The sequence below is a fragment of the Streptomyces malaysiense genome (assembly GCF_000980885.2).
Classification (GTDB): Bacteria; Actinomycetota; Actinomycetes; order Streptomycetales; family Streptomycetaceae; genus Streptomyces; species Streptomyces malaysiense.
In genome coordinates this window covers 111,384-134,849 of record NZ_LBDA02000024.1, presented here as the reverse complement: position 1 = coordinate 134,849, position 23,466 = coordinate 111,384, and the positions used below count along the sequence as shown (strand labels likewise).

Below are 23,466 nucleotides of genomic sequence, written 5' to 3'. Positions count from 1 at the left end.
TCTATGGAGGCGGACAGGGAGGAGAACGATGGACTGGCGCGGGTTCGCCGAGCGGATGGCAGTGCTGGCGCGGGATCTGCTGGCGCAGGACACGGTGACCGACACCCTGGAGCGGATCACCCGCTCCGCCACCGAGCTCGTCCCGGGCTGTGACGCGGCCGGGATCCTCATCCTGCACGCCAAGGGTGTCCGCACCCTCGCGCCGACCGACCAGGTGGTGATCGACAGCGACCAGTTGCAGGAGCGCCTCCAGGAAGGGCCCTGCTACGACGTCGCCCGTCCGGAGAGCGACGAGCGGGTGTTCCGGATCGCCGACTTCCGCGAGGACCACCCGGGCTGGCCCCGCTACGTGGCCGAGGGCCGCGAACTGGGCCTCGGCAGCATGATGGGTTTCCTGCTCTACACCGAGGACGAGGACCTGGGCGCGCTGAACATCTACTCCCGCGGTCCGGGCGCCTTCGGCGAGGCCAGCGAGACGGCTGGCTGGCTGCTCGCCTCGCACGCCGCGGTCGCCTTCTCCAGCGCCCGCACCAACGCCCAGCTGGAGCAGGCCGTCGCCACCCGGCACGTCATCGGCGAGGCCATGGGCATCCTCATGGGCAGCCACGACCTCACCGAGGACCAGGCCTTCGACGTGCTGCGCCGCTACTCCCAGGACAAGAACGTCAAACTCCGGGAAGTGGCCCGGCAGATCTGCGAGCGGGGCGGCCTCGGCTAGCGCCTCCGGCCGGCCGGCCCCGCGCCGCCTGCCCCGAAGGCCCCCAGGATCTGTTCGGCCGCCAGCGTCGCCGTCAGCCGGCCCTCCCTGACCTGCCGTTCGAGCTCCGGTGCCGCCGCCCGTACCGCCGGGTCCGCGTGCAGCCGGCCGAGGAGTTCGTCGCGGACCATCGCCCAGGTCCAGTCGACCTGCTGGTCCCGCCGCTTGGCGGTGAGCCGGCCGGTGGAGTCCAGCAGGGTGCGGTGCTGCTCAAGCCGTTCCCACACCGTGCCGAGGCCCGTGGACTCGCGCGCGCTGCAGTGCAGCACCGGCGGGGTCCAGAACGCGTCCTTGCCGTGCATCAGCCGCAGCGCGCCCGCCAGCTCCCGTGCCGCCGACCGGGCGTCCCGCTCGTGCGGGCCGTCCGCCTTGTTGACGGCGATCACGTCGGCCAGTTCCAGGACGCCCTTCTTGATGCCCTGCAACTGGTCGCCGGTGCGGGCCAGGGTGAGCAGCAGGAAGGTGTCGACCATGTCGGCGACCGCCGTCTCCGACTGCCCGACGCCGACGGTCTCCACGAGGACCACGTCGTAGCCCGCCGCCTCCATCACCACCATCGACTCCCGGGTGGCCTTCGTGACCCCGCCCAGCGTGCCCGCGCTGGGGGAGGGCCGTACGAAGGCGGCCGGGTCGACGGACAGCCGTTCCATCCGCGTCTTGTCGCCGAGGATGGAGCCGCCGGTGCGGGTCGAGGAGGGGTCGACGGCGAGGACGGCGACCCGGTGCCCCAGCGAGGTCAGCATGGTGCCGAACGCGTCGATGAACGTCGACTTGCCGACCCCCGGCACCCCGCTGATGCCGATCCGCCGGGCCCGGCCGCTGTGCGGCAGCAGCCGGGTCAGCAACTCCTGCGCCAGCGCCCGGTGCTGCGGCCGGGTGGACTCGACGAGCGTGATGGCGCGGGCCACCAGGGCCCGCTTCCCGTCGAGTACACCCTTCACGTACGTGTCGAGATCGATCGGGGCCATCGCGGCCCTACAGCTCGTGGCCGAGGTCGGCCGCCAGGCGCTGGACCAGGTCGTACGCCGCGTCCGGGATCACCGTCCCGGGCGGGAACACGGCCGTGGCGCCCATCTCCAGGAGCGTGGGCACGTCCTGCGGCGGGATCACCCCGCCGACCACGACCATGATGTCCGCACGGCCCTCCTGAGCCAGCTTCTCGCGCAGCGCCGGCACGAGGGTGAGGTGACCGGCGGCCAGCGAGGACACGCCGACCACGTGCACATCCGCCTCGACCGCCTGCCGGGCCACCTCGTCCGGCGTCTGGAACAGCGGGCCGACGTCGACGTCGAAGCCGAGGTCGGCGAACGCGGTCGCGATCACCTTCTGGCCGCGGTCGTGGCCGTCCTGGCCCATCTTGGCGACCAGGATGCGCGGCCGGCGCCCCTCCGCCTCCTCGAAGGCGTCCACCAGGGCGCGGGTGCGGTCCACGGACGGGGACTCCCCGGCTTCGTTGCGGTACACACCGGAGATCGTACGGATCTGGCTCGCGTGCCGGCCGTACACCTTCTCCAGGGCGTCGGAGATCTCGCCGACGGTCGCCTTGGCGCGGGCCGCCCGCACCGCCAGCTCCAGCAGGTTCCCGGTGCCCTCGGCGGCCCGGGTGAGCGCGTCCAGCGCGTCCCGGCACGCCTGCTCGTCCCGCTCCGCGCGCAGCCGGCGCAGCTTCTCGATCTGCTGGGCGCGCACCGAGGAGTTGTCGACCTTGAGCACGTCGATCTGCTCGTCGCTGTCGACCCGGTACTTGTTGACGCCGATCACCGGCTGGCGCCCGGAGTCGATGCGTGCCTGGACGCGGGCCGCCGCCTCCTCCACGCGCAGCTTGGGGATGCCGGCGTCGATGGCCTGCGCCATGCCGCCGGCCTGCTCCACCTCCTGGATGTGCGCCCAGGCCCGGCGGGCGAGGTCGTACGTCAGCCGTTCCACATAGGCGCTGCCGCCCCACGGGTCGATGACCCGGGTGGTGCCCGACTCCTGCTGGATGAGCAGCTGGGTGTTGCGGGCGATGCGCGCCGAGAAGTCGGTGGGGAGCGCGAGCGCCTCGTCCAGCGCGTTGGTGTGCAGCGACTGGGTGTGGCCCTGGGTCGCGGCCATCGCCTCCACACAGGTGCGCGTGACGTTGTTGAACACGTCCTGCGCGGTCAGCGACCAGCCCGAGGTCTGGGAATGGGTGCGCAGCGACAGGGACTTGGTGTTCTTCGGCTCGAACTGCGCGACCAGCTTGGCCCACAGCAGCCGGGCCGCCCTGAGCTTCGCGACCTCCATGAAGAAGTTCATGCCGATCGCCCAGAAGAACGACAGACGCGGCGCGAACGCGTCCACGTCCAGGCCGGCTTCGCGCCCCGCGCGGATGTACTCCACACCGTCGGCGAGGGTGTACGCCAGCTCCAGGTCGGCCGTCGCACCGGCCTCCTGGATGTGGTAGCCGGAGATGGAGATGGAGTTGTAGCGCGGCATCCGCTGCGAGGTGTACGCGAAGATGTCGGAGATGATCCGCATCGACGGCTTCGGCGGATAGATGTAGGTGTTGCGGACCATGAACTCCTTGAGGATGTCGTTCTGGATGGTCCCGGCCAGCTTCTCGGGCGGTACGCCCTGTTCCTCCGCCGCCACGATGTACAGCGCCAGCACCGGCAGCACGGCGCCGTTCATCGTCATCGACACGGTCATCCGGTCGAGCGGGATCCCGTCGAACAGCTGCCGCATGTCGTAGATCGAGTCGATCGCGACGCCCGCCATGCCGACGTCGCCGGTGACGCGCGGGTGGTCGCTGTCGTAACCCCGGTGCGTGGGCAGGTCGAAGGCGACCGACAGGCCCTTCTGGCCGGCCGCCAGGTTGCGCCGGTAGAAGGCGTTGGACTCCTCGGCGGTGGAGAAGCCCGCGTACTGGCGGATCGTCCAGGGCTGGTTGACGTACATCGTCGGGTACGGGCCGCGCAGGTAGGGCGCCATGCCCGGGTAGGTGCCCAGGAAGTCCAGGCCCTCCAGGTCGCGCCCGGTGTACAGCGGCTTGACCCCGATGCCCTCCGGGGTCTCCCACAGCGGGTCGGTGCCGCCGGTGGCCTGCTTGACGGCGGCCTGCCACTCCTCGGCGCTGCCGCCGGCCACCGGGGTCCCCAGCTCGATGCCGGAGAAGTCGGGGATTCCCATCAGGACACTCCCATGCGGTCGAGAGTCGCGGACAGCACATCGACGGCGTCGCAGCCCGCGAAGACGTGACGGTCGACGCCGGCGTACTCGCCCCGGCCCGCCAGGAACAGATGCCGGGCGCCGGCCGCGCGCAGCGACTCGGCCGTCCGCTCGGCCTGTTCGGCGTACCGCGCGTCGCTGGAGCAGAGCACGGCCTCGGTGGCGCCGCTGGCCGCGAAGTCGCCCTCGGTCACCGGCTCGATGCCGCCGGCCTGGAACAGGTTGGCGGCGAAGGAGGCCCGTGCGGTGTACTCCGCGGCCGAGCCGAAGGTGGCGAGGAAGATCCGCGGGCGGGCGCCGGTCGCCGCGAGATGGGCGTCGGAACGCGCCCGCAGCTCCTCGAACGCCTCGTCCCGGCGCACCCGGGGCAGCCCGCCGGACGGTGCCTCGGGTGCGGGCGCGCGCTCCACCGGCTTCTCGGCCAGCAGCGGGAACTCGCTGACACCTGTGATGGGTTCGCGCCGCTTGGCGAGCTTCTTGGAACGCTCCGCCCAGGTCGTCGCGAGGTCGGTGCGCAGCCGCCCGGAGCGCAGCACGGCCGCCTGGCCGCCGTCGCGCTCGATGGTCCGGAAGAACTCCCACGCCGCCGCGGCGAGTTCGTCGGTCAGCTTCTCCACGTACCAGGAGCCGCCCGCCGGGTCGATGACGCGGGCGAGGTACGACTCCTCGACCAGGATCGTGGAGGTGTTGCGGGCGATGCGCCGGGCGAACGCGTCCGGCAGGCCGAGCGCGTGGTCGAACGGCAGCACCGTCACGGAGTCGGCGCCGCCCACTCCGGCGGCGAGCGTCGCGACCGTGGTGCGCAGCATGTTCACCCACGGATCGCGGCGGGACATCATCACCGGTGACGTCACCACGTGCTGCACCTGGGCGCTCGGCGCCCCGCTGACCTCCGTGACCCGCGCCCACAGCCGGCGTGCCGCGCGCAGCTTGGCGATGGTCAGGAACTGGTCGGCGGTGGCCGCGTAGCGGAACTCCAGCTGCCCCGCGGCCTCTTCGACGGTGAGTCCCGCCTCGGTCAGCGCCCGCAGATAGGCCACACCGGTGCCGAGCGAGGCGCCCAGCTCCTGCGCGGCCGAGCCGCCGGCCTCGTGGTACGGCAGCGCGTCCACCGTCAGCGCGCGCAGGCCCGGGTAGGCCCTGGCGCAGCGCGCGGCCAGGCCGGAGTACGGCGCGAAGTCCTGCGCGGCGCCGGTGCGGGCCTCGTACCCGAGCGGGTCGCCGCCGAGGTTGCCGCGTACGGCCCCGGGCTCGACGCCCTTGTCCTGGTGGAGGGCCAGCAGTGCCTCGGCGGCCTCGGCGGTGTCCCGCCCGGCGTCCAGCACGACCGGCGCGAGGTCCAGGTAGACGCCCTCCAGGGCCCGGCGCAGGTCGGCGAGGGGGATGCCGCCCTCGCCCAGCGCCAGCCATAGTGAGGTGCCGCCGTTCTCCAGGTCGGTGAGGACCGCGCCGTCGGCGAGCGTCGTGTGCCGCTGGCGCACGTCCCAGCCGCCCGCGACCCCGCCCTCGGGGCGCGCGCCCCGTATGAACGGGGCGAACCCGGGCAGACCGGGGTCGGGCGCGGTGTCGCGCGCCGTGTACAGGGGACGGGTGCGCAGCCCGTCCTCCAGCGTCGTGGACAGAGCGTCCTCAGCTGCCGTGCCCGAGACTTCCTTGCCCGACTTGCGCAGCACACCCTCGACCAGGCGTTGCCACTGCTCGTGTGTCGCGTCAGGGAACTCGGCGGCCAGCGGGAGCCCGTCGTCAGGCAGGACCGTCATGGCTCGGATGCTAGGCCAGGGTGCTCAAAAGAGTGCAGAGCAATCGCTTGTGAGTTTTCTCCCCTTGCGGCTGTGACCCGCACCGCTCCCGCGGGTGATCCCCCTGGTACGAGGGTGCGGTCCGGCGTCCGCGACGGCCGGACCGCACGCGGCGGGCGGGGGTGTTCAGCCCTTGACGAGCAGCTCGGAGCGGGGTACGTCCCGGGTGGAGAGCGTCTGGGGGCCGCCGGTGAAGGCGCGCAGCCGCAGCCGGGTGCTCCGCTTCCCGGGGAGCGTGAAGCTGCCGGAGGGCGCGCGGAGTTCGACGGTGGCCGCGCCGTGCGCCGGGATCGTGGCCGGGCCGTGCGCGAGTGGCCAGTATCGGCTCATGCCCTGTCCTTTGGTGAGCATGTAGTGCGGGGTGAGCGGCTCGTCGCCGGTGTTGGTGACCCTCAGGGTCACCCCGGAGATCGCGTCCGGCGCCAGGGGCCGTACCGCCGCGACGTCCATCCGCAGCGGCGGGCTCCCGGTGGCCGCGAGGACCGCGCTGACCGACGCGGGCGCGAGCAGCACCGCGACGGCCGCGAGCCGGGCGGGCCCGCGCCGCGGTCCGGCCAGGAAACGCGGCCGGGGCTGCCAGGCGTGCGCGAACTCCGGCAGCGGCGCGGTGACCGCCGCCGCCAGCCACAGCGGGGTCATCATCAGGTAGTAGCCGTCCTGCGAGCGCGTCGCCAGGAAGAACGCGCACCACGGCAGCACGGTCGCGGCCGGCCCGAGGCGCCGCACGAACAGCACGAACAGGGCCAGCAGGGCGGCGGCCAGCAGCATGCTCGCGTGCCCGTACCAGTCGAGGCGGTCGCTGCCGTGGGTGAAGTACAGCGAGATGCCGACGATGCCCTGGCCGTGCAGCACCGCGCCCTGGGTCAGCGGCAGCACGATGCCGCGCAGCCAGGGGCCGGGCTCGGTCACGATCAGATAGGCGTCGATCAGCAGGAAGGCCAGGAGGGCGGTCCCGGTGATGCGCAGCACCACCCGTGCGGCGGCCCGGCCGCCCAGCTCGCCGCGGCGCACCGCGTAGATCCCGGCGAGCAGGAACGGCGCGACGAACCAGGGGAGTTGCTGGGCCGCGCAGGCCGCGCCGAGACAGGCGGCGCGGGCGACGCCGACCGCGCCGAGCCGGCCGCGCGCGCCGAGCCGGGGCCAGCGGACCACCACCGGGACCAGCAGTGCGAGGGCGACGATCGCCGGGTAGCCCTGGCGGGCGTAGCCGGGCAGCAGGCCGAAGCCGAGGAAGACCATCGTGGCCGCCGACCGCCACTGCGCCGGGACCAGCCGCCACAGCGCGATCGCGCCCGCGACGAGCGCGAGGGTGGCCACCGCCGTCGCCGGGGCGCCGCCGTGGCCCAGCCACAGGAACGGGACGGTGAGCAGCGGCGCGAGCGGGGGATATCCGTACGTGTAGTCGTAGCCGCCGGTCGTCGTCGCGGTCAGGGCGACGCCCTTGATGCGGAACAGCCATGGCCAGGGGTGGTCGTACAGGTGGTGGCCGTGGAGGAGTTCCCTGGCGGCCTGGGTGGTCAGGAGCGCCTCGTCGCCGCCGCGGTGGTTCAGCGCCCACGCGCACAGGGCGAGGACGACCGCGGTCACCAGCACCACCAGGTCCAGGCGGGCCAGCGAGCGGGCCCGGCGGACCGTCAGCGCGAGGACGCCGGTCGCCAGGATCGCCGCGTAACAGAGCGAGACGACCGCGGCGAGGACCAGGCGGTGCGTGGCCGCCTGGGTCCAGACGGACCGGGTTCCGATGAACAGGCTCACGTCGGCGAGGAGTGTGAGGACGCGGTGCCACTGCGCGGGCCCTCCGGGCGCCTGAGCGCGCGGTCCGGGTACGGCGGACACCGCCGGCCTCGTCCGCCGGCCGGGCGCCACCTGCTGTGTTTCTGCCAAGTGCACGGGACCGGACGCTAGCGGCGGTGCGTGACCGGTGCGCGACCAGCGGTGAAGAGTCCGGTATGAGAGCGGTAAGAAGCGGGCATATTCGCACATCTGCCCAGAGATGGGGCGGGGTTGGCGCCGCCGGACCGATCGCTTCCGTGTCGCTGTGTGTCGTTGTTGGGCCGAACGGGTGACTTGGCGTAAGAATTAGCTGGTGCAGGCATGGAAAGCGAGTCAGGTCGGGGGGAGCCGGTGAGCCGCTACGACGTCACCGATGAACAGTGGGAAGGGCTCGCCCAGGTCGTGCCGCTACGGGGCCGCGACGCGTGGCCCTCGGCGGTGGACCACCGGTCCCTCCCAGACGACGAGACCGAGACCCGGCGCCGCTTCGTGGTCCTGCGCGTCAACGTCTTCGCCGACGCCCGGGACGTCGCCGAGACGGTGATGGCGGGCGCGCCCGTCCTCCTCGACCTCTCCGGCGCCGAAGGTGAGGTCGCCAAGCGGGTCCTCGACTTCAGCACGGGCGTCGTCTTCGGCCTGGGCAGCGGCATGCACCGGGTGGACCGCAACGTCTTCCTGCTGACGCCGCCCGGCACGGAGGTCAGCGGGCTGCTGGAGGGGGCGGGGTGAGCCGGGCCCGCCGCGTAGCTCCTCCGGGTGAGGCGCGGGTCCCGTGGTTGCCCCCGACGGCCTCGATCGTGGGAACCTCCGCCGGGTAAACGGTTCACCGCCTCGGCGGAGCCCTAGGTTCCGGGCATGGCCATGCCTTTCGCTTCCGCTGAGCCGCCGGTGGCCGAGGAGTTCGGCGGGACCCTCCCGCCCGACTCCCGGGAGCCCCTCGACGTGCGGCCCCGGATCACCGAGCTGCGGTTGTCGGCGTTCGCCGGACACCGGGGCGCGGGTTTTCCGCTGGGGGCGGTCACGGTGTTCGCGGGGCCCAGCGGATCGGGGAAGACCACGGCGCTGGCGGCCTACGAGGCGCTGGCCCGGCTCGCCGGCGGCGCGCCGCTCGTGGAGGCGTTCCCGGACCCGGTCGCCTGTGTGCCCGAGCGGGCCCGGCCCGACGGCGAGGGGCGCCGTGGCTTCCGGATCGGCTGCACGGCCGACGGCGCCGAGGGGCCGGTGCGGCTCGACGTCGCCGTGCAGGCCGAACCGCAGCTGCGGATCGTGGGCGAGCGGCTGAGCGCGGGCGATGTCGTCCTGCTCCAGACCGCGTTACGCGACCCGGGACGCCGTGCGGTACAGGCCGCCTGGCACACCGCGGGCACCGCGCCGGTGACCCGCGCGCCACTGCCCGACGACCGCCTCGGCACCGCCCTGCTCCCGCTGCGCGTGGCCGGCAAGACGGACGGGCAGCGCAGGGTGCTGGCCGCGGCCGAGCAGATGGTCGTCGCCCTGCGCTCGGTGTTCGCCTGCGACCCGCGCCCCGACTGCATGCGCACCCCGGTGCCCACCGGCTCCGGCCGGCTGATGCCCGGCTGCGACAACCTCGCCGACGTGCTGTGGCGCACCCGCGTCGAGTGTGCCCGCAGACACGGCCGGCTGGTCGAGGTGCTGCGCGCGGGCTGCGCCGGACCGGTGCACGACCTGATCGCCGAACCCCTCTTCGACGGCACGGTGCGCGCACTCCTCGACCGCGGTGACGGCCACCGCACGGAACTGGCCCGCCTCGGCGAGGGCGAACTCCGCCATCTCGCGCTCGCGTTGGTGCTGCTGACCGGCTCCGGTGTCCTGGACATGGACCCGCCGGGCGAGGTTCCCGACGCCCTGCGCTCCCTCACCGTCCTCGCCGACGGCTTCGACCGCTCCCTCGACCCGGGCCAGCGCCGGTCGCTGCTGCGGCTCGCGGCCCGAATGGGCGAGTACGGGCACATCCGGCTCGTCGCGGCGGTGCAGGACGCCTCCTGGTGCGCGGGGACCGAGGGCGTCGCGGTGGTACACCTGGACCGTGACGGAACACCCTGACCTCCCCCGACTCCAGCGCCGGCTGGCCGAGTTCGCCGCCGCCCGGAACTGGGGGCGCTACCACACCCCCAAGAACCTCGCCTCCGCCCTGAGCGTGGAGAGCTCCGAACTGGTGGAGATCTTCCAGTGGTTGACCCCGGAGGAGTCGGCCCGGGTGATGTCCGACCCCGGCACCGCGCACCGCGTCCGCGACGAGGTCGCCGACGTCCTCGCCTACCTCCTCCAGCTCTGCCAGGTCCTGGACATCGACCCGCTGGTCGCGCTGTCCGAGAAGATCGACCGCAACGAACACCGCTTTCCGGCGCCTGAGGACTGACAACAGGCGGACCATCTGGTTCCGTTATTACTCTCCGCAGTCAATTCACCTGCCGAATCCGAATTGTTGTCCACAGATTTCGGGCTTCCTCTAGCTTTTCGCACCAACGACCCTCACTCTGGGTAGTGGACAGAAGAACCAGTGAACGTACGAGCGAGTGCGTGGAGGGACGGGGGCGACGGATGGACGCGGTACGACTCATCCTCACCGGCAGACGAGCCCTGGCGAATGGCGCGGACACCCGCGAGTTGATGGCGGAGGTGTGGCAGGCGCAGGCCCTCGCCCAGGCGATCGGCAGCAGGCTCGCGGTATCCGGACCCCCGGAGCTGCGCGGCGAGGCGCTCGGGCTGACCGAGCTGGCGGGCCGGGGCTGCGGGGTCCTCGATCCGCCCGAACTGGACCTCGGAGATCTGCGCGCCGCCCAGCTCACCCGGCTGGAGGACGCCCGTGAGACCCTGCTCTGCCTCGGCGGGCTGCTCGGCGAGGTCGGTATCGCCCTGGTCGGCATGGCCAGTGCCGCGGCCGACGAGACGACGTACTGGCAGTGCATGGAGGCCATCGACGCGGCCGACGAGTCCCGTGACCGGGTCCGCGAGATGCTGCGCAAGCTGGCCGCGCGGGAGGAGGTGTTATCGGCGGACGACAACCAGAGGAGCCCCTTCGGGGGCGCGCCCTGCGCATAGGCCCACGAAGTGCGCAGTGCCGACGACGGCCCGTCGAGCCGCCCCCCGGACAGCCGTCCTGACCGACCGTCCCGAACAGCCGCACCGGGCGCCACCGCCGAGGACGACGGCGCGCCCGGCCCCCGTGCGCGAGGGTCCGCCCCGTCAGGCGACGTGCGGCATGACCTCGGACGCGATCAGCTCCAGGTGGTCCAGGTCGTCCAGGTCCAGCATCTGAAGGTAGACCCGCCGCGAACCCACCGCCGCATAGCGCCCCAGCTTCTCCACGACCTCGGCCGGCGAGCCCGCGAGACCGTTGGCCTTCAGCTCGTCCACCTCGCGGCCGATGGTCCGCGCCCGCCGCTCGACCTCGGCGTCGTTCCTGCCGACACAGGCCACCAGCGCGTTGGAGTACACGAGGTCGTCACCCTTGCGACCGCGCTCCTCGGCCGCCGCCCGCACCCGGCCGAACTGGCGCTCGCTGTCCTCGACGGAGGCGAAGGGGATGTTGAACTCGGCGGCGTACTTCGCCGCCAGCGCCGGCGTGCGCTTGGCGCCGTGACCGCCGATGAGCACCGGCACCCGGCTCTGCGCCGGCTTCGGCAGCGCGGGGGAGTCCTGCAACTGGTAGAAGGTGCCGTCGTAGCCGAACCGCTCGCCGACCGGCGTCTCCCACAGCCCCGTGACGATCGCCAGCTGTTCCTCCAGCCGCCCGAACTTCTCCTTCGGGAACGGGATGCCGTACGCCTTGTGCTCCTCCTCGTACCACCCCGAGCCGAGGCCCAGCTCCACCCGGCCGCCGGACATCTGGTCCACCTGGGCCACCTGGATGGCCAGCACTCCGGGGAGGCGGAAGGTGCCGGCCGTCATCAGGGTGCCGAGCCGGATGCGACTGGTCTCCCGGGCGATTCCGGCAAGGGTGATCCAGGCGTCGGTGGGGCCGGGAAGCCCGTCCACGTTGCCCATGTGGAGATAGTGGTCGGAACGGAAAAAAGCGTCGTAGCCCAGTTCCTCGGCGGTCTTGGCGACACGCAGGAGCGTGTCGTAGGTCGCGCCCTGCTGGGGTTCGGTGAAGACTCGAAGATCCATACGCCCATCATGCACGCCGTTGCTGACGCAACCATGCACAAAGCCGCCCGGAGGCGTGAAAACCGGTGGTCAGCGGGGTGCTCGGGCCGCCAGACTCGGACGTGTGTTCCTGACGATCTCTCTCAACGGCGACGCCGCCGAACCGGCCACCGACCTCGGGTACCTGTTGCACAAGCACCCGGGCAAGGCACAGCGCTTCTCGACGTCCTACGGCACCGCGCACGTCTTCTACCCGGAGGCGGACGACGCGCGCTGCACGGCCGCCCTGCTGCTGGAGACCGATCCCGCGGCGCTGGTGCGGCGCGGCAAGGGCAAGGGCCGTGGCGGCGCGCCCGACGCGGCGCTCGCGCAGTACGTCAACGACCGCCCCTACGCCGCCTCCTCCCTCCTCGCCGTCGCGCTGAGCACCGTCTTCTCCAGCGCCATGCGCGGGGTGTGCGCCGCCCGCCCCGGGCGGGCCGCCGCGCCGCTGCCGCTGCGCATCGAGGTCCCGGCCCTGCCCGCCCGGGGCGGCGCCGCGCTCGTACGACGGCTGTTCGAGCCGCTGGGCTGGACCGTGGACGCCGAACCGGTGCCGCTGGACACGGAGTTCCCGCAGTGGGGCGACTCGCGGTACGTCCGTCTGGTGCTGGAGTCCGAGACACTGACCCTCGCCGAGGCACTGCGCCACCTGTACGTCCTGCTGCCGGTCCTCGACGACGCCAAGCACTACTGGGTCTCCGCCGACGAGGTCGACAAGCTGCTGCGGGCCGGTGAGGGCTGGCTGCCCGGCCACCCGGAGCAGCGGTTGATCACCAGTCGCTACCTCTCCCGCCGTTGGTCGCTGACCCGGCAGGCGCGTGAGGCGCTGGAACTGGTGCGGCTCGCCGAGGCCGACGACAGCGAGGTCGAGGCGATCGACAACGCGGTCGGCGAGGAGACCGATGCGGAGGAGCGGCCGACCCCGCTCGCGGTGCTGCGCAGGGAGGCGATCGTCGCCGCGCTGCGCGCCCGCGGTGCCACCCGGGTCCTCGATCTCGGTTGCGGCCAGGGGCAGTTGATCCAAGAACTCCTCAAGGACGTCCGGTTCACCGAGATCGTCGGGGTCGATGTCTCCGTGCGGGCGCTCGGCATCGCCTCCCGGCGGCTGCGGCTGGACCGCATGGGCGAACGGCAGGCGTCCCGCGTCCAGCTGACGCAGGGTTCGCTCGCCTACACCGACAAGCGGCTCAAGGGCTATGACGCCGCCGTGCTCAGCGAGGTCGTCGAACACCTCGACCTGCCCCGGCTGCCCGCCCTGGAGTACGCCGTGTTCGGGCACGCCCGCCCCCGCACGGTCGTCGTGACGACCCCGAACGCCGAGTACAACGTCCGCTGGGAGTCGCTGCCCGCGGGACACGTCCGGCACGCCGACCACCGCTTCGAGTGGACCCGCGCCGAGTTCCGCGACTGGGCCGCCGAGGTGGCCGGACGACACGACTACGAGGTCGAGTTCGCGCCCGTCGGTCCCGACGACCCCGAGGTGGGCCCGCCCACCCAGCTGGCCCTGTTCACCATCCGTACCGAGAAGGAGGCGAAGGCGGCATGACCGAGACACGCGACGGACGGGTCCTCCCCGTCACCGACCTCTCCCTCGTGGTCCTCGTCGGCGCCTCCGGCTCCGGCAAGTCCACCTTCGCCCGCCGGCACTTCAAGCCCACCGAGGTGATCTCCTCGGACTTCTGCCGCGGCCTGGTCAGCGACGACGAGAACGACCAGGGCGCCACCCGCGACGCCTTCGACGTCCTGCACTACATCGCCGGCAAGCGGCTCGCCGCCGGGCGCCGCACCGTCGTGGACGCCACCAGCGTGCAGCAGGACAGCCGCCGCCGGCTGATCGAACTGGCCAGGCAGTACGACGTGCTGCCCATCGCCATCGTCCTCGACGTGCCGGAGGAGGTGTGCGCCGCGCGCAACGCGGCCCGCACCGACCGCGCCGACATGCCGCGCCGGGTCATCCAGCGGCACATCCGCGAACTGCGCCGCTCCCTGCGGAACCTGGAGCGCGAGGGCTTCCGCAAGGTGCATGTGCTGCGCGGCGCCGAGGAGGCCGAGAGCGCCACCGTCGTCACCGAGAAGCGCTTCAACGACCTCACCCACCTCACCGGCCCCTTCGACATCATCGGCGACATCCACGGCTGCTCCGTCGAACTGGAGTCGCTGCTCGGCAGGCTGGGCTACGTGGAGGGCGCCCACCCCGAGGGCCGTACGGCCGTCTTCGTCGGGGACCTCGTCGACCGCGGCCCGGACTCCCCGGGTGTGCTGCGCCGCGTGATGTCGATGGTCGAGGCGGGGCAGGCGCTGTGCGTGCCGGGCAACCACGAGAACAAGTACGGCCGCTACCTCAAGGGCCGCAACGTGCGGCACGCCCACGGCCTCGCGGAGACCATCGCCCAGATGGAGGGCGAGAGCGACGAGTTCCGGGCGCGGGTACGCCAGTTCCTCGACGGTCTGGTCAGCCACTACGTCCTCGACGGCGGCAAGCTCGTCGTCTGCCACGCCGGACTGCCCGAGAAGTACCACGGCCGCACCTCGGGCCGGGTTCGCTCGCACGCCCTGTACGGCGACACCACCGGCGAGACCGACGAGTTCGGCCTGCCCGTGCGCTACCCGTGGGCGGAGGACTACCGCGGCCGGGCGGCGGTCGTCTACGGCCACACCCCGGTGCCGGAGGCCAGTTGGCTCAACAACACCATCTGCCTGGACACCGGTGCCGTCTTCGGCGGCAAGCTGACCGCGCTGCGCTGGCCGGAGCGGGAACTGGTCGACGTACCGGCCGAGCGGGTCTGGTACGAGCCGACGCGCCCACTGCGCACCGAGGCGCCCGGCGGAGCGGACGGGCGGCCGCTGGACCTCGCCGACGTACGGGGACGCCGGGCGGTCGAGACCCGGCACGCCGGCATGGTCGCGGTCCGCGAGGAGAACGCGGCGGCGGCCCTGGAGGTCATGAGCCGCTTCGCGATCGATCCGCGCCTGCTGCCGTATCTGCCGCCGACCATGGCGCCGACGGCCACCTCCGAGGTGGACGGCTACCTGGAGCACCCGCGGGAGGCGTTCGCGCAGTACGCGGCGGACGGGGTCGCGCGGGTGGTGTGCGAGGAGAAGCACATGGGCTCGCGGGCCGTGGTCCTGGTGTGCCGGGACGCGGCGGCGGCGACGAAGCGGTTCGGCGTGGAGGGTCCCACGGGCGCGCTGTACACCCGTACCGGGCGCCCCTTCTTCGACGACCGGAAGACGACGGAGGAGATCCTCGACCGGCTGCGCACGGCGGTCTCCGACGCCGGTCTCTGGTCCGAACTGGACACGGACTGGCTGCTGCTGGACACCGAGCTGATGCCGTGGTCGCTGAAGGCCGCGGGTCTGCTGCGCAGCCAGTACGCGGCCGTCGGCGCGGCCTCCGCAGCCGTGTTCCCGGGGGCGCTGGCCGCGCTGGAGGCGGCGGCGTCCCGGGGTGCCGAGGTGACCGGGCTGCTCGACCGGCAGCGCGAACGTGCCCTGGACGCGGCCGCGTTCACCGCCGCGTACCGTCGCTACTGCTGGACCACCGACGGCCTCCGCGGGGTCCGTCTGGCTCCCTTCCAGATCCTCGCCGCCGAGGGCCGCAGCCTGGCCGCGCTCCCGCACGACGAGCAACTGGCGCTGCTGGACCGCCTGGTGGAGCACGACGGCAGCGGCCTGCTGGCCACCACCCGCCGCCTCTACGTCGACACGACGGACCCCGAGTCGGTCGCCGCGGGCGTCGACTGGTGGCTGGAGATGACCGGTCGCGGCGGCGAGGGCATGGTGGTCAAGCCCCTCACCGCCCTGGCCCACCGCCCGGACGGCCGCCTGGTCCAGCCCGGCATCAAGTGCCGGGGCCGCGAGTACCTGCGGATCATCTACGGCCCCGAGTACACCCGCCCCGACAATCTCAGCCGTCTGCGCCGCCGCTTCCTCAACCACAAGCGCTCCCTCGCCCTGCGCGAGTACGCCCTCGGCCTGGAAGCCCTCTCCCGGCTGGCCGACGGCGAGCCGCTGTGGCGGGTCCACGAGGCGGTGTTCGGGGTCCTGGCCCTGGAATCGGAGCCGGTGGACCCACGGCTGTAGCGCGCGCAGCGACGACGTGGCGGCGCCCCACCGGGGCGCCGCCACGGGCACGTCGGCGAAGCGGCGGGACCGTGACCGTCAGCCCACCAGCCGCAACCTCTCCCCCCACACCCCGACCCGCACCCGCTGCCCCCACGTCAGCTGGAGCGCGTCCGTCTCGATGCCGTCGCCGAAGGCGATGAGACGGTCGGACTCCACGGTGAGGGTCAGCGCGGCGCGGGTGTCCAGCTGCCCGGAGACCAGCGACGTGCCGGTGGCCGGGGACGGCCAGGCCTCGCGGACGAACCAGACCAGGCGGGGCTCGGTGGGGGAGGGGAGGGGGAGCCGCGCGCCCCGCTCCTGCCAGAGGGAGCGGAGCCAGCCCGTGGCACCCGTGCCCGTGCCCACCAGGACCCCGGAGGAGGCCTGGGCCTCGACGACACCCCTGTCGCCGTCGAGGCCCAGGCGATATCGGGCGGTCTGGTGGCCCGCGGCGCCGAGGTAGATCTCGTTGAGCGCGACCAGCCGCTGCGTGTCGTCGGCCACCGCCTCCACCATCGTCAGTTCGTCGCACCCGCCCGGCGCCGCGAGCAACTTCGCGGCGTCCCGCGGGCGGTGCCGTACCAGCACACCGGGGTTGCGTCCCGGGTCGGTGTCGATCCCGATCACCGGCTGCCCGGTCAGGTACTTGGCCACGTTGGCGACCAGGCCGTCCTGGCCGACCACCACGGCGACGTCCTCGGGCGCGAACAGGAACCGTTCCAGGTCGGCGCGTTCCACCCGGGCCTGCCGCCAGGTGAGCGGCACGGCCGCCGCCACCTCCGCCAGCGCCCGCCGCGTCCCCTGGTGCCGGGCCGCGATCTCCGCGATGTCCCGGCCCCGGGCGGCGAGCACGAACGCCGCCTGGCCGTGGGTGCCGTACCGGGCCACCAACTCCTCGTACTCCGTGGTGCGATGGACCAGCACGGCGCGCGGCGCGAGGCTCACGCGCCGGCCCGGCCGGTGCCGGCACGCGCCCCGCCCCATTTCGCCAGCAGCCCCGTCAGCACGTCCGGTGAGATCGTCACGCTCTCGATGTCCGGCAGGTTCTCCGCCACCCGCATCGCCGCCACCGCGTGCAGCGTCGCCACATCCGCCTCGCCGTGCACCCGCAGCCACGCCGCCCGCGCCCGCGCCCGCGCCTCTCCCACCTCGCGCTCCTGCTCGGCCGCCGCGCGGGCCAGCCGTATTGCCTTGTCCGCCTCCGCCTTTGCCAGCCGTACCGTGCGCGCCGCCTCGGCGTCCGCGCGTACCGCGTCCGCGGCCGCCCGCTCCTCCGCCTCACGCCGTGCGTTGGTGCCGTGCTGCTCCACCAACCGCTCCTCGCGCCGGGCGAGTTCGATGCGGCTGGCCAGCTCGTTCTCGGCGATCGTGCGCTCGCGCTCGACGGCCACCGCCCGCCGCTCGTACGTCGCCCGGTCGGCCTCCTGCTGGATCTGCTCCCGCGCGGGGGTGCGCAGCGCCCGTTCGACCTCGGGTTCCGGGCGCACCGCCACCACGCGCACCGCGACCACCTCGATGCCGGTGTCCGGCAGCCGGGGCTGTGCGGCGAGCCCGGCCGCGAGCCGTTCGCGCACCGTGCCCACCCCGTCGGTCAGCGCGGCCGACAGCGGCGTTTGGGCCAGCGCGTCCAGGGCGTGCTCCTGAGCCGTCTCCGTGAGCAGGGTGGCCAGTTGCTCCAGCGGCGTGCCCCGCCAGGCGCCCGTGTCCGGGTCGACCGAGAAGTCGAGCCGGGCGGCGGCGAGCGCCGGGTCGCCGATGCGGTAGGTGACGGTCGCCTGCACCGTCACGTCCTGGAAATCGGCCGTACGGGCGTGGAAGGTCATCGCCAGCTCGCGGTCGTCCACCGGTACTTCGGACAGTGCCGCGGTCAGCGAGCGGAACCAGAAACTGAGTCCGGGTCCGTCGTGCGCCAACTGCCCGGAGCGGTGGTGACGGACGTGCGCCGTCGGTGTGCCCCGCAGATGGCGCCAGCCGAGACGCCGGGTGATGTCGGCCATGGGTCCCCCTCGCTTCTTTTCGTCGCGGAGACGATAAAGGGGGAAGCCTTTGTCGTCAAGTAGACGAAAAGCGGTGGGGTGCATACCGGAAGCCGCGTGAGCGGGCGGAAGTCGCAACAAGAGCGCGCTGAAATGACCGACAGGAGGGTGAATCCGGTCCTCGGTGGTCAGGATGGTCACATGGGATTCCAAGTCGACTCCGAGGCCGGGCGGCTGCGCCGCGTCATACTGCACCGGCCCGATCTCGAGCTCAAAAGGCTCACCCCCAGCAACAAGGACGCCCTCCTCTTCGACGACGTCCTCTGGGTGCGCCGGGCCCGCGCCGAACACGACGGGTTCGCCGACGTGCTGCGTGACCGGGGCGTCGCCGTCCACCTCTTCGGCGATCTGCTGGTCGAGGCCCTGGAGGTGCCCGAGGCCCGCACCCTGGTCCTGGACCGCGTCTTCGACGAGCGGGAGTACGGTCCCCTCGCCACCGTCCATCTGCGCGCCGCGTTCGAGGCCCTGCCCGCACGGGAACTGGCCGAGGCCCTCGTCGGCGGCATGACCAAGCGGGAGTTCCTGGCGGCGCACGCGGAGCCGACCTCCGTCCGCTTCCATGCCATGGACCTGGACGAGTTCCTCCTCGCCCCCCTGCCCAACCACCTCTTCACCCGCGACACCTCGGCCTGGATCTACGACGGGGTCTCCATCAACGCCATGCGGCTGCCCGCCCGGCAGCGCGAGACCGTGCACTTCGAGGCGATCTACCGGCACCACCCGCTCTTCCGGGACGAACCCTTCCACGTCTGGTCCCAGGGCCAGGCCGACTACCCCTCCACCATCGAGGGCGGCGACGTCCTGGTGATCGGCAACGGCGCGGTCCTCGTCGGGATGAGCGAGCGCACCACCCCGCAGGCCGTGGAGATGCTCGCGCACAAGCTGTTCGCGGCCGGCTCCGCCCGCACGATCGTCGCGCTCGACATGCCCAAGCGGCGCGCCTTCATGCATCTCGACACGGTGATGACGATGGTCGACGCCGATACTTTCACCCAGTACGCCGGGCTCGGCATGCTGCGCTCGTACACCATCGAACCGGGGGTGGGCGAGAAGGAGCTGAAGGTCACCGACCACCCGCCGGAGCACATGCACCGCGCGATCGCCGCCGCCCTCGGGCTCGGCGAGATCCGGGTGCTCACCGCCACCCAGGACGTGCACGCGGCCGAGCGCGAGCAGTGGGACGACGGCTGCAATGTGCTCGCCGTCGAACCCGGCGTCGTCGTGGCCTATGAACGGAACTCCACCACCAACACCCATCTGCGCAAGCAGGGCATCGAGGTCATCGAGATCCCGGGCAGCGAGCTGGGGCGGGGCAGGGGCGGACCCCGGTGCATGAGCTGTCCGGTGGAAAGGGATCCTGTGTGAGAAGCCGCACGTCACGAGGCTGCATAAAGTTACTGAAGGTCGTATAGAATTCCAGAGTCTCTATAGTCGTACCCCTGGAGCGCCCCCATGGCGACAGTCCCGACCGCCCTCGCCGGCCGCCACTTCCTCAAGGAGCTGGACCTCGGCGAGGGGGAGTTCCGCGGCCTGGTCGAGCTGGCCGCGGAACTGAAGGCCGCCAAACGGGCCGGGGCCGAGATCCAGTACCTCCGGGGCCGCAACATCGCGCTGATCTTCGAGAAGACCTCGACGCGCACCCGCTGCGCGTTCGAGGTCGCGGCCGCCGACCAGGGTGCCCGCACGACGTACCTGGACCCGTCCGGTTCGCAGATCGGACACAAGGAGTCCGTGGCGGACACCGCCCGGGTGCTCGGCCGGATGTTCGACGCCATCGAATACCGAGGCGACAGCCAGGCCAAGGTCGAGGAGCTGGCCGCACGGGCGGGCGTGCCCGTCTACAACGGGCTCACCGACGACTGGCACCCCACCCAGATGCTGGCCGACGTGCTCACCATGACCGAGCACAGCGCCAAGCCGCTGACCGGGATCTCCTTCGCCTACCTCGGCGACGCCCGCTTCAACATGGGCAACTCCTACCTGGTCACCGGCGCCCTGCTCGGCATGGACGTACGGATCGTCGCGCCCGAGCGGTACTGGCCCGCCCCGGGGATCGTGGCCCGCGCCCGCGAGCTGGCGCGGAGCAGCGGGGCGGTGATCACCCTGACCGAGGACGTCGCCGAGGGCGTCCGCGGCGCCGACTTCGTCGCCACCGACGTCTGGGTCTCCATGGGCGAGGCCAAGGAGGTCTGGGCCGAGCGGATCAAGGAGCTCGCGCCCTACGCCGTGACCATGGACGTCCTGCGCGCCACCGGCAACCCGGACGTGAAGTTCCTGCACTGCCTGCCCGCCTTCCACGACCTCGGCACCGAGGTCGGACGGGAGATCCACGAGGCGTACGGCCTGACCTCCCTGGAAGTCACCGACGAGGTGTTCGAATCGACGCACTCCGTCGTCTTCGACGAGGCCGAGAACCGGCTGCACACCATCAAGGCCGTGCTGGTCGCCACACTCGGCAGTTGAGCCTGGTTCCCGCCCCCGACCAGGGATTATCCTGATCCGCGGCCTCGGAACCACCCATTCCGCGGCCGTTCGGCGCGACCGTCGTCCCGTCGCTCGCACCCGCGACGCCACCCGTCGCACCCGCCGCTCGCACCGGCGACCGCCACCCGGCCGCCCGCACCACCAGAAACGAGCACCACCCGCAATGCCCGCTCCCCGTATCAAGTCCCCCCACCTGCTCGTCGCCGAATCCGGCGCCGACCGCGAGGGACACGGCCTGAAGCGCACGATGGGGCTCTTCCAGCTCATCTGCTTCGGCGTCGGCGCCATCGTCGGCACCGGCATCTTCGTCGGCCTCTCCGACTCCGTCGCCCAGGCCGGCCCCGCCGTCGTCATCTCCTTCGTCCTCGCCGCGATCACCTGCGTGTTCACCGCCTTCTCCTTCGCGGAGCTGGGCGGCGCGATCCCGGTCTCCGGCTCCTCGTACTCCTTCGCCTACGCCGGCCTCGGCGAGTCCACCGCCTTCCTGGTCGGCTGGTGCCTGCTGCTGGAGTACGGCATCTCCATCTCGGCCGTCGCGGTCGGCTGGAGCCAGTACGTGAACGAACTGCTGCACAGCCTCGTCGGCTGGCAGCTGCCCACCGCGCTGTCGGCGGGACCGGGCGACGGCGGCGTCGTCAACCTCCCCGCGGTGCTCGTGATCGCCATGGCCTCCGTGCTGCTGGTGCGCGGCGTGCGCGAGAGCGCCGGCGCGACCGCCGCCATGGCCGCCGTCAAGCTGGTGATCCTGATCGCCTTCTGCGCGATCGGCTACAGCGCCTTCAAGCACGGGAACCTCACCCCGTTCTCCCCGGCCGGCCTCGGCGGCATCGGCGCGGGCACCACCGCCGCGTTCTTCTCGTACATCGGCTTCGACGCGATCACCACCGCCGGTGAGGAGGCCAAGAACCCCCGCCGCGACATCCCGGTGGCGATCATGGTCTGCATGGGCATCGTGACGCTGCTGTACTGCGCCGTCGCGCTCGCGGCCATCGGTGCCATCGGCGGCAAGCAGGTCGCGGGCCGTCCCGCCGCCCTGTCCTACGTCGTCAACGAGGTCACCGGCTCCGCCGTCGGCGGCGGCGTGATCGCCTTCGGCGCGGTCGTCGCCATCGCCTCCGTGGTCCTCGCTGTGATGTACGGCCAGACGCGCATCCTGATGTCGATGGCCCGGGACGGCCTGATCCCGCGCGTCTTCGAGAAGGTCTCCCCGAAGACCTCCACGCCGGTGGCCGGCACCCTGATCGTCGCGGTGGTCTTCGCGGTCCCGGCGGCCTTCGCCTCGCTCGACGCGGTGATGAACCTGTGCACCATCGGCACGCTCGCGATCATGGCCGTGGTGAACGTCGCGGTGATGACCCTGCGCCGCCGCGAGCCCGGCCTGACCCGCAGCTTCCGGGTGCCGCTCTACCCGGTGGGCCCGCTGCTCGGCATCGCCTTCTGCCTCTACCTGATGTACGAGACCGGCTGGCAGACCTGGATGCAGTTCGCGCTGTTCCTCGCGGTGGGCTTCCTCGTCTACGTCGCCTACGGGCGCCGGCACTCCACGCTGGCCCGCGACATGGCCGCCGAGGCGGACCGGGCCGGTGTCACAGCGGACGGCGCGGCGCGGGAATCGCAGGGAGTGTGAACCACACCGCCTTGCCCCTCGGGGTGGGGCGGTGTCCGCAGGAGGCGCTCAGGGTGCGGATCAGCAGCAGCCCGCGCCCGCCCTCCTGCCACAGGTCGGGCTCCTCGATGACCGGCCGGGTCAGCTGGCCGGGCGGCGCGGGGTCGGGGTCGTGCACCTCGACCTGGCAGCCGGTCGGCAGCAGCTCCACCACCAGCTCTATCGGGCCGCGGCCCGCGGTGTGCTCCACCGCGTTGGCCACCAGCTCGGCCGTGAGCAGCTCCGCCGTGTCGCAGTCGGCCGCGTGCGCCACCTCGGCGAGGGCCGTACGCACCAGGGCGCGGGCCACCGGCACCGCCGCGGCGGTGTGCGGCAGCGCCATGCGCCAGGAGGCCGATTCGGCGGGGCGTTCGTGCAAGGCGAGTCCGTTCATGGAGCAGGCTGTCCTGCTTTCGACTACAGGAATGGTACGGGCCCGGTCGTCCGAAATGGTCGGCGGGCTTCGCCCGGGACTCCCGTCCCGGTACCGGACGCCTTACCCCGGCCGACGCCCCGCCTCGCGCGCCGGAGCCCTCTGTTACGGCGCTGAAGCGGACCGGTGACAGCCGACACGATCCGGCCGAAAAGGCGCCTTCGGCCTCCGGTTTGTCGCGTAGTCGTGACGACAGTCACAAACGAGTGATAACTTCGAAGGACCGCGCAACGTACGGCACGCCGCCCAAGGGAGGCCGCACGTCATGAGTCCCTTCACCGGCTCCGCCCGCCGCACCGCAGACTGGGAGCACCTGCGCCTCCGGATCGCCGACGGGGTAGCCACGGTCACGCTCGCCCGCCCGGACAAGCTCAACGCCCTCACCTTCGGCGCCTACGCCGATCTGCGCGATCTGCTGGCCGAGCTGTCCCGGGAGCGCGCGGTGCGCGCCCTGGTGCTGGCCGGAGAGGGCCGCGGGTTCTGCTCCGGTGGCGACGTGGACGAGATCATCGGCGCCACCCTCGCCCTGGACACCGCCCAGCTGCTCGACTTCAACCGGATGACCGGCCAGGTGGTACGGGCGATCAGGGAATGCCCGTTCCCGGTGGTCGCCGCCGTCCACGGGGTCGCGGCGGGCGCCGGCGCCGTCCTCGCCCTCGCGTCGGACTTCCGCGTCGCCGACCCGAGCGCCCGCTTCGCCTTCCTCTTCACCCGGGTCGGCCTGTCCGGCGGCGACATGGGCGCCGCCTACCTGCTGCCCCGGGTCGTCGGTCTCGGCCACGCCACCCGCCTGCTGATGCTGGGCGAGCCGGTCCGCGCGCCCGAGGCCGAGCGCATCGGTCTGATCAGCGAACTGACCGAGGAGGGCCACGCCGACGAGGCCGCGGGCGCGCTGGCCCGCCGCCTGGCCGAGGGCCCGGCCCTGGCCCACGCACAGACGAAGGCGCTGCTGACCGCCGAGCTGGACATGCCGCTGGCCGCGTCGGTCGAACTGGACGCGGCGACGCAGGCGCTGCTGATGAACGGCGAGGACTACCGGGAGTTCCACGCGTCCTTCATGGAGAAGCGAGCCCCCAAGTGGCGGGGAAGGTGAG

The 23,466-nt window shown here is 72.5% G+C and carries 19 protein-coding genes; 11 read left to right on the top strand and 8 right to left on the bottom strand.

Going from position 1 to position 23,466, the window contains the following annotated elements; translation table 11 throughout:
• The first annotated feature begins 28 nt into the window (after positions 1-28).
• Positions 29-718: a GAF and ANTAR domain-containing protein gene (locus tag VT52_RS11840; protein ID WP_046422042.1), complete on the top strand. Its 690-nt coding sequence runs from the start codon at positions 29-31 to the stop codon at positions 716-718.
• On the opposite strand, the gene meaB is transcribed toward VT52_RS11840, so the two are convergent.
• The 4 genes from meaB to VT52_RS11820 all read right to left on the bottom strand — a co-directional run bounded on the left by meaB (position 715) and on the right by VT52_RS11820 (position 7,581).
• Positions 715-1,725: a methylmalonyl Co-A mutase-associated GTPase MeaB gene (meaB, locus tag VT52_RS11835; protein WP_046422041.1), complete on the bottom strand. Its 1,011-nt coding sequence runs from the start codon at positions 1,723-1,725 to the stop codon at positions 715-717. The genes VT52_RS11840 and meaB overlap by 4 nt on opposite strands.
• Before the next feature lie 7 nt (positions 1,726-1,732).
• Complete coding sequence (gene scpA, locus VT52_RS11830) at positions 1,733-3,907, bottom strand: methylmalonyl-CoA mutase (RefSeq protein ID WP_046422040.1); 2,175 nt, start codon at positions 3,905-3,907, stop codon at positions 1,733-1,735.
• Positions 3,907-5,706 carry a methylmalonyl-CoA mutase family protein gene (locus tag VT52_RS11825; RefSeq protein ID WP_046422039.1) on the bottom strand — a complete coding sequence of 600 codons (1,800 nt, stop codon included), beginning with the start codon at positions 5,704-5,706 and terminating at the stop codon, positions 3,907-3,909. Before VT52_RS11825 ends, scpA begins: the two co-directional genes overlap by 1 nt.
• Before the next feature lie 165 nt (positions 5,707-5,871).
• Complete coding sequence (locus tag VT52_RS11820; protein WP_046422038.1) at positions 5,872-7,581, bottom strand: membrane protein; 1,710 nt, start codon at positions 7,579-7,581, stop codon at positions 5,872-5,874.
• A gap of 258 nt (positions 7,582-7,839) precedes the next feature.
• On the opposite strand from VT52_RS11820, the gene VT52_RS11815 reads away from it, so the two are divergent.
• The 4 genes from VT52_RS11815 to VT52_RS11800 all read left to right on the top strand — a co-directional run bounded on the left by VT52_RS11815 (position 7,840) and on the right by VT52_RS11800 (position 10,581).
• Positions 7,840-8,247, top strand: coding sequence for a cell division protein SepF (locus VT52_RS11815; protein ID WP_046422037.1), 408 nt, complete (start codon positions 7,840-7,842; stop codon positions 8,245-8,247).
• A gap of 126 nt (positions 8,248-8,373) precedes the next feature.
• Positions 8,374-9,582 carry an AAA family ATPase gene (locus VT52_RS11810; RefSeq protein WP_046422036.1) on the top strand — a complete coding sequence of 403 codons (1,209 nt, stop codon included), beginning with the start codon at positions 8,374-8,376 and terminating at the stop codon, positions 9,580-9,582.
• A complete protein-coding gene (locus VT52_RS11805; protein ID WP_046422035.1) occupies positions 9,566-9,898 on the top strand; it encodes a nucleotide pyrophosphohydrolase in 333 nt (110 codons plus the stop codon). Before VT52_RS11810 ends, VT52_RS11805 begins: the two co-directional genes overlap by 17 nt.
• Before the next feature lie 182 nt (positions 9,899-10,080).
• Positions 10,081-10,581 (top strand): DUF6099 family protein, encoded by a 501-nt coding sequence (locus VT52_RS11800; protein ID WP_206306489.1) that lies wholly within the window; start codon positions 10,081-10,083, stop codon positions 10,579-10,581.
• Positions 10,582-10,725: 144 nt separating this feature from the next.
• Here the strand turns inward: VT52_RS11800 and VT52_RS11795 are convergent, their stop codons facing one another.
• Complete coding sequence (locus VT52_RS11795) at positions 10,726-11,649, bottom strand: LLM class F420-dependent oxidoreductase (protein ID WP_046422034.1); 924 nt, start codon at positions 11,647-11,649, stop codon at positions 10,726-10,728.
• Positions 11,650-11,752: 103 nt separating this feature from the next.
• Between VT52_RS11795 and VT52_RS11790 the strand changes: the two genes are divergently transcribed.
• Positions 11,753-13,216 carry a 3' terminal RNA ribose 2'-O-methyltransferase Hen1 gene (locus VT52_RS11790; protein ID WP_046422033.1) on the top strand — a complete coding sequence of 488 codons (1,464 nt, stop codon included), beginning with the start codon at positions 11,753-11,755 and terminating at the stop codon, positions 13,214-13,216.
• On the top strand, positions 13,213-15,753 hold the full coding sequence (locus tag VT52_RS11785; protein WP_046422032.1) for a polynucleotide kinase-phosphatase: 2,541 nt from the start codon (positions 13,213-13,215) through the stop codon (positions 15,751-15,753). Before VT52_RS11790 ends, VT52_RS11785 begins: the two co-directional genes overlap by 4 nt.
• Before the next feature lie 78 nt (positions 15,754-15,831).
• Here VT52_RS11785 and VT52_RS11780 read toward each other — a convergent pair whose 3' ends face one another.
• Both VT52_RS11780 and VT52_RS11775 read right to left on the bottom strand, forming a co-directional pair.
• Positions 15,832-16,719 (bottom strand): NAD(+)/NADH kinase, encoded by an 888-nt coding sequence (locus VT52_RS11780; RefSeq protein ID WP_046422069.1) that lies wholly within the window; start codon positions 16,717-16,719, stop codon positions 15,832-15,834.
• The gene (locus VT52_RS11775; protein WP_046422031.1) at positions 16,716-17,771 is read right to left on the bottom strand and encodes an SPFH domain-containing protein; all 1,056 of its coding nucleotides are present in this window, start codon (positions 17,769-17,771) and stop codon (positions 16,716-16,718) included. Before VT52_RS11775 ends, VT52_RS11780 begins: the two co-directional genes overlap by 4 nt.
• A gap of 180 nt (positions 17,772-17,951) precedes the next feature.
• Here VT52_RS11775 and VT52_RS11770 point away from each other — a divergent pair, with 180 nt between their 5' ends.
• The 3 genes from VT52_RS11770 to VT52_RS11760 all read left to right on the top strand — a co-directional run bounded on the left by VT52_RS11770 (position 17,952) and on the right by VT52_RS11760 (position 21,921).
• The gene (locus VT52_RS11770) at positions 17,952-19,175 is read left to right on the top strand and encodes an arginine deiminase (protein ID WP_046422030.1); all 1,224 of its coding nucleotides are present in this window, start codon (positions 17,952-17,954) and stop codon (positions 19,173-19,175) included.
• An 87-nt stretch (positions 19,176-19,262) separates the two neighbouring features.
• Positions 19,263-20,273 (top strand): ornithine carbamoyltransferase, encoded by a 1,011-nt coding sequence (gene argF, locus VT52_RS11765; RefSeq protein ID WP_046422029.1) that lies wholly within the window; start codon positions 19,263-19,265, stop codon positions 20,271-20,273.
• 184 nt (positions 20,274-20,457) lie between these two features.
• Complete coding sequence (locus VT52_RS11760; protein ID WP_046422028.1) at positions 20,458-21,921, top strand: amino acid permease; 1,464 nt, start codon at positions 20,458-20,460, stop codon at positions 21,919-21,921.
• On the opposite strand, the gene VT52_RS11755 is transcribed toward VT52_RS11760, so the two are convergent.
• A complete protein-coding gene (locus VT52_RS11755) occupies positions 21,881-22,333 on the bottom strand; it encodes an ATP-binding protein (RefSeq protein ID WP_046422027.1) in 453 nt (150 codons plus the stop codon). The genes VT52_RS11760 and VT52_RS11755 overlap by 41 nt on opposite strands.
• A 304-nt stretch (positions 22,334-22,637) precedes the next feature.
• On the opposite strand from VT52_RS11755, the gene VT52_RS11750 reads away from it, so the two are divergent.
• The gene (locus tag VT52_RS11750; protein WP_046422026.1) at positions 22,638-23,465 is read left to right on the top strand and encodes an enoyl-CoA hydratase family protein; all 828 of its coding nucleotides are present in this window, start codon (positions 22,638-22,640) and stop codon (positions 23,463-23,465) included.
• Position 23,466: the final 1 nt, after the last annotated feature.

What these genes read in the sequence shown, in the direction of transcription:
- VT52_RS11810 (WP_046422036.1), top strand. Translation starts at nt 8,374, where the DNA reads ATGGCCATGCCTTTCGCTTCCGCTGAGCCGCCGGTGGCCGAGGAGTTC.
- VT52_RS11840 (WP_046422042.1), top strand. Translation starts at nt 29, where the DNA reads ATGGACTGGCGCGGGTTCGCCGAGCGGATGGCAGTGCTGGCGCGGGAT.
- VT52_RS11815 (WP_046422037.1), top strand. Translation starts at nt 7,840, where the DNA reads ATGGAAAGCGAGTCAGGTCGGGGGGAGCCGGTGAGCCGCTACGACGTC.
- VT52_RS11795 (WP_046422034.1), bottom strand. Translation starts at nt 11,649, where the DNA reads ATGGATCTTCGAGTCTTCACCGAACCCCAGCAGGGCGCGACCTACGAC.
- VT52_RS11775 (WP_046422031.1), bottom strand. Translation starts at nt 17,771, where the DNA reads ATGGCCGACATCACCCGGCGTCTCGGCTGGCGCCATCTGCGGGGCACA.
- VT52_RS11770 (WP_046422030.1), top strand. Translation starts at nt 17,952, where the DNA reads ATGGGATTCCAAGTCGACTCCGAGGCCGGGCGGCTGCGCCGCGTCATA.
- VT52_RS11785 (WP_046422032.1), top strand. Translation starts at nt 13,213, where the DNA reads ATGACCGAGACACGCGACGGACGGGTCCTCCCCGTCACCGACCTCTCC.
- VT52_RS11760 (WP_046422028.1), top strand. Translation starts at nt 20,458, where the DNA reads ATGCCCGCTCCCCGTATCAAGTCCCCCCACCTGCTCGTCGCCGAATCC.
- scpA (WP_046422040.1), bottom strand. Translation starts at nt 3,907, where the DNA reads ATGGGAATCCCCGACTTCTCCGGCATCGAGCTGGGGACCCCGGTGGCC.
- VT52_RS11800 (WP_206306489.1), top strand. Translation starts at nt 10,081, where the DNA reads ATGGACGCGGTACGACTCATCCTCACCGGCAGACGAGCCCTGGCGAAT.
- argF (WP_046422029.1), top strand. Translation starts at nt 19,263, where the DNA reads ATGGCGACAGTCCCGACCGCCCTCGCCGGCCGCCACTTCCTCAAGGAG.
- VT52_RS11755 (WP_046422027.1), bottom strand. Translation starts at nt 22,333, where the DNA reads ATGAACGGACTCGCCTTGCACGAACGCCCCGCCGAATCGGCCTCCTGG.
- VT52_RS11825 (WP_046422039.1), bottom strand. Translation starts at nt 5,706, where the DNA reads ATGACGGTCCTGCCTGACGACGGGCTCCCGCTGGCCGCCGAGTTCCCT.
- meaB (WP_046422041.1), bottom strand. Translation starts at nt 1,725, where the DNA reads ATGGCCCCGATCGATCTCGACACGTACGTGAAGGGTGTACTCGACGGG.
- VT52_RS11750 (WP_046422026.1), top strand. Translation starts at nt 22,638, where the DNA reads ATGAGTCCCTTCACCGGCTCCGCCCGCCGCACCGCAGACTGGGAGCAC.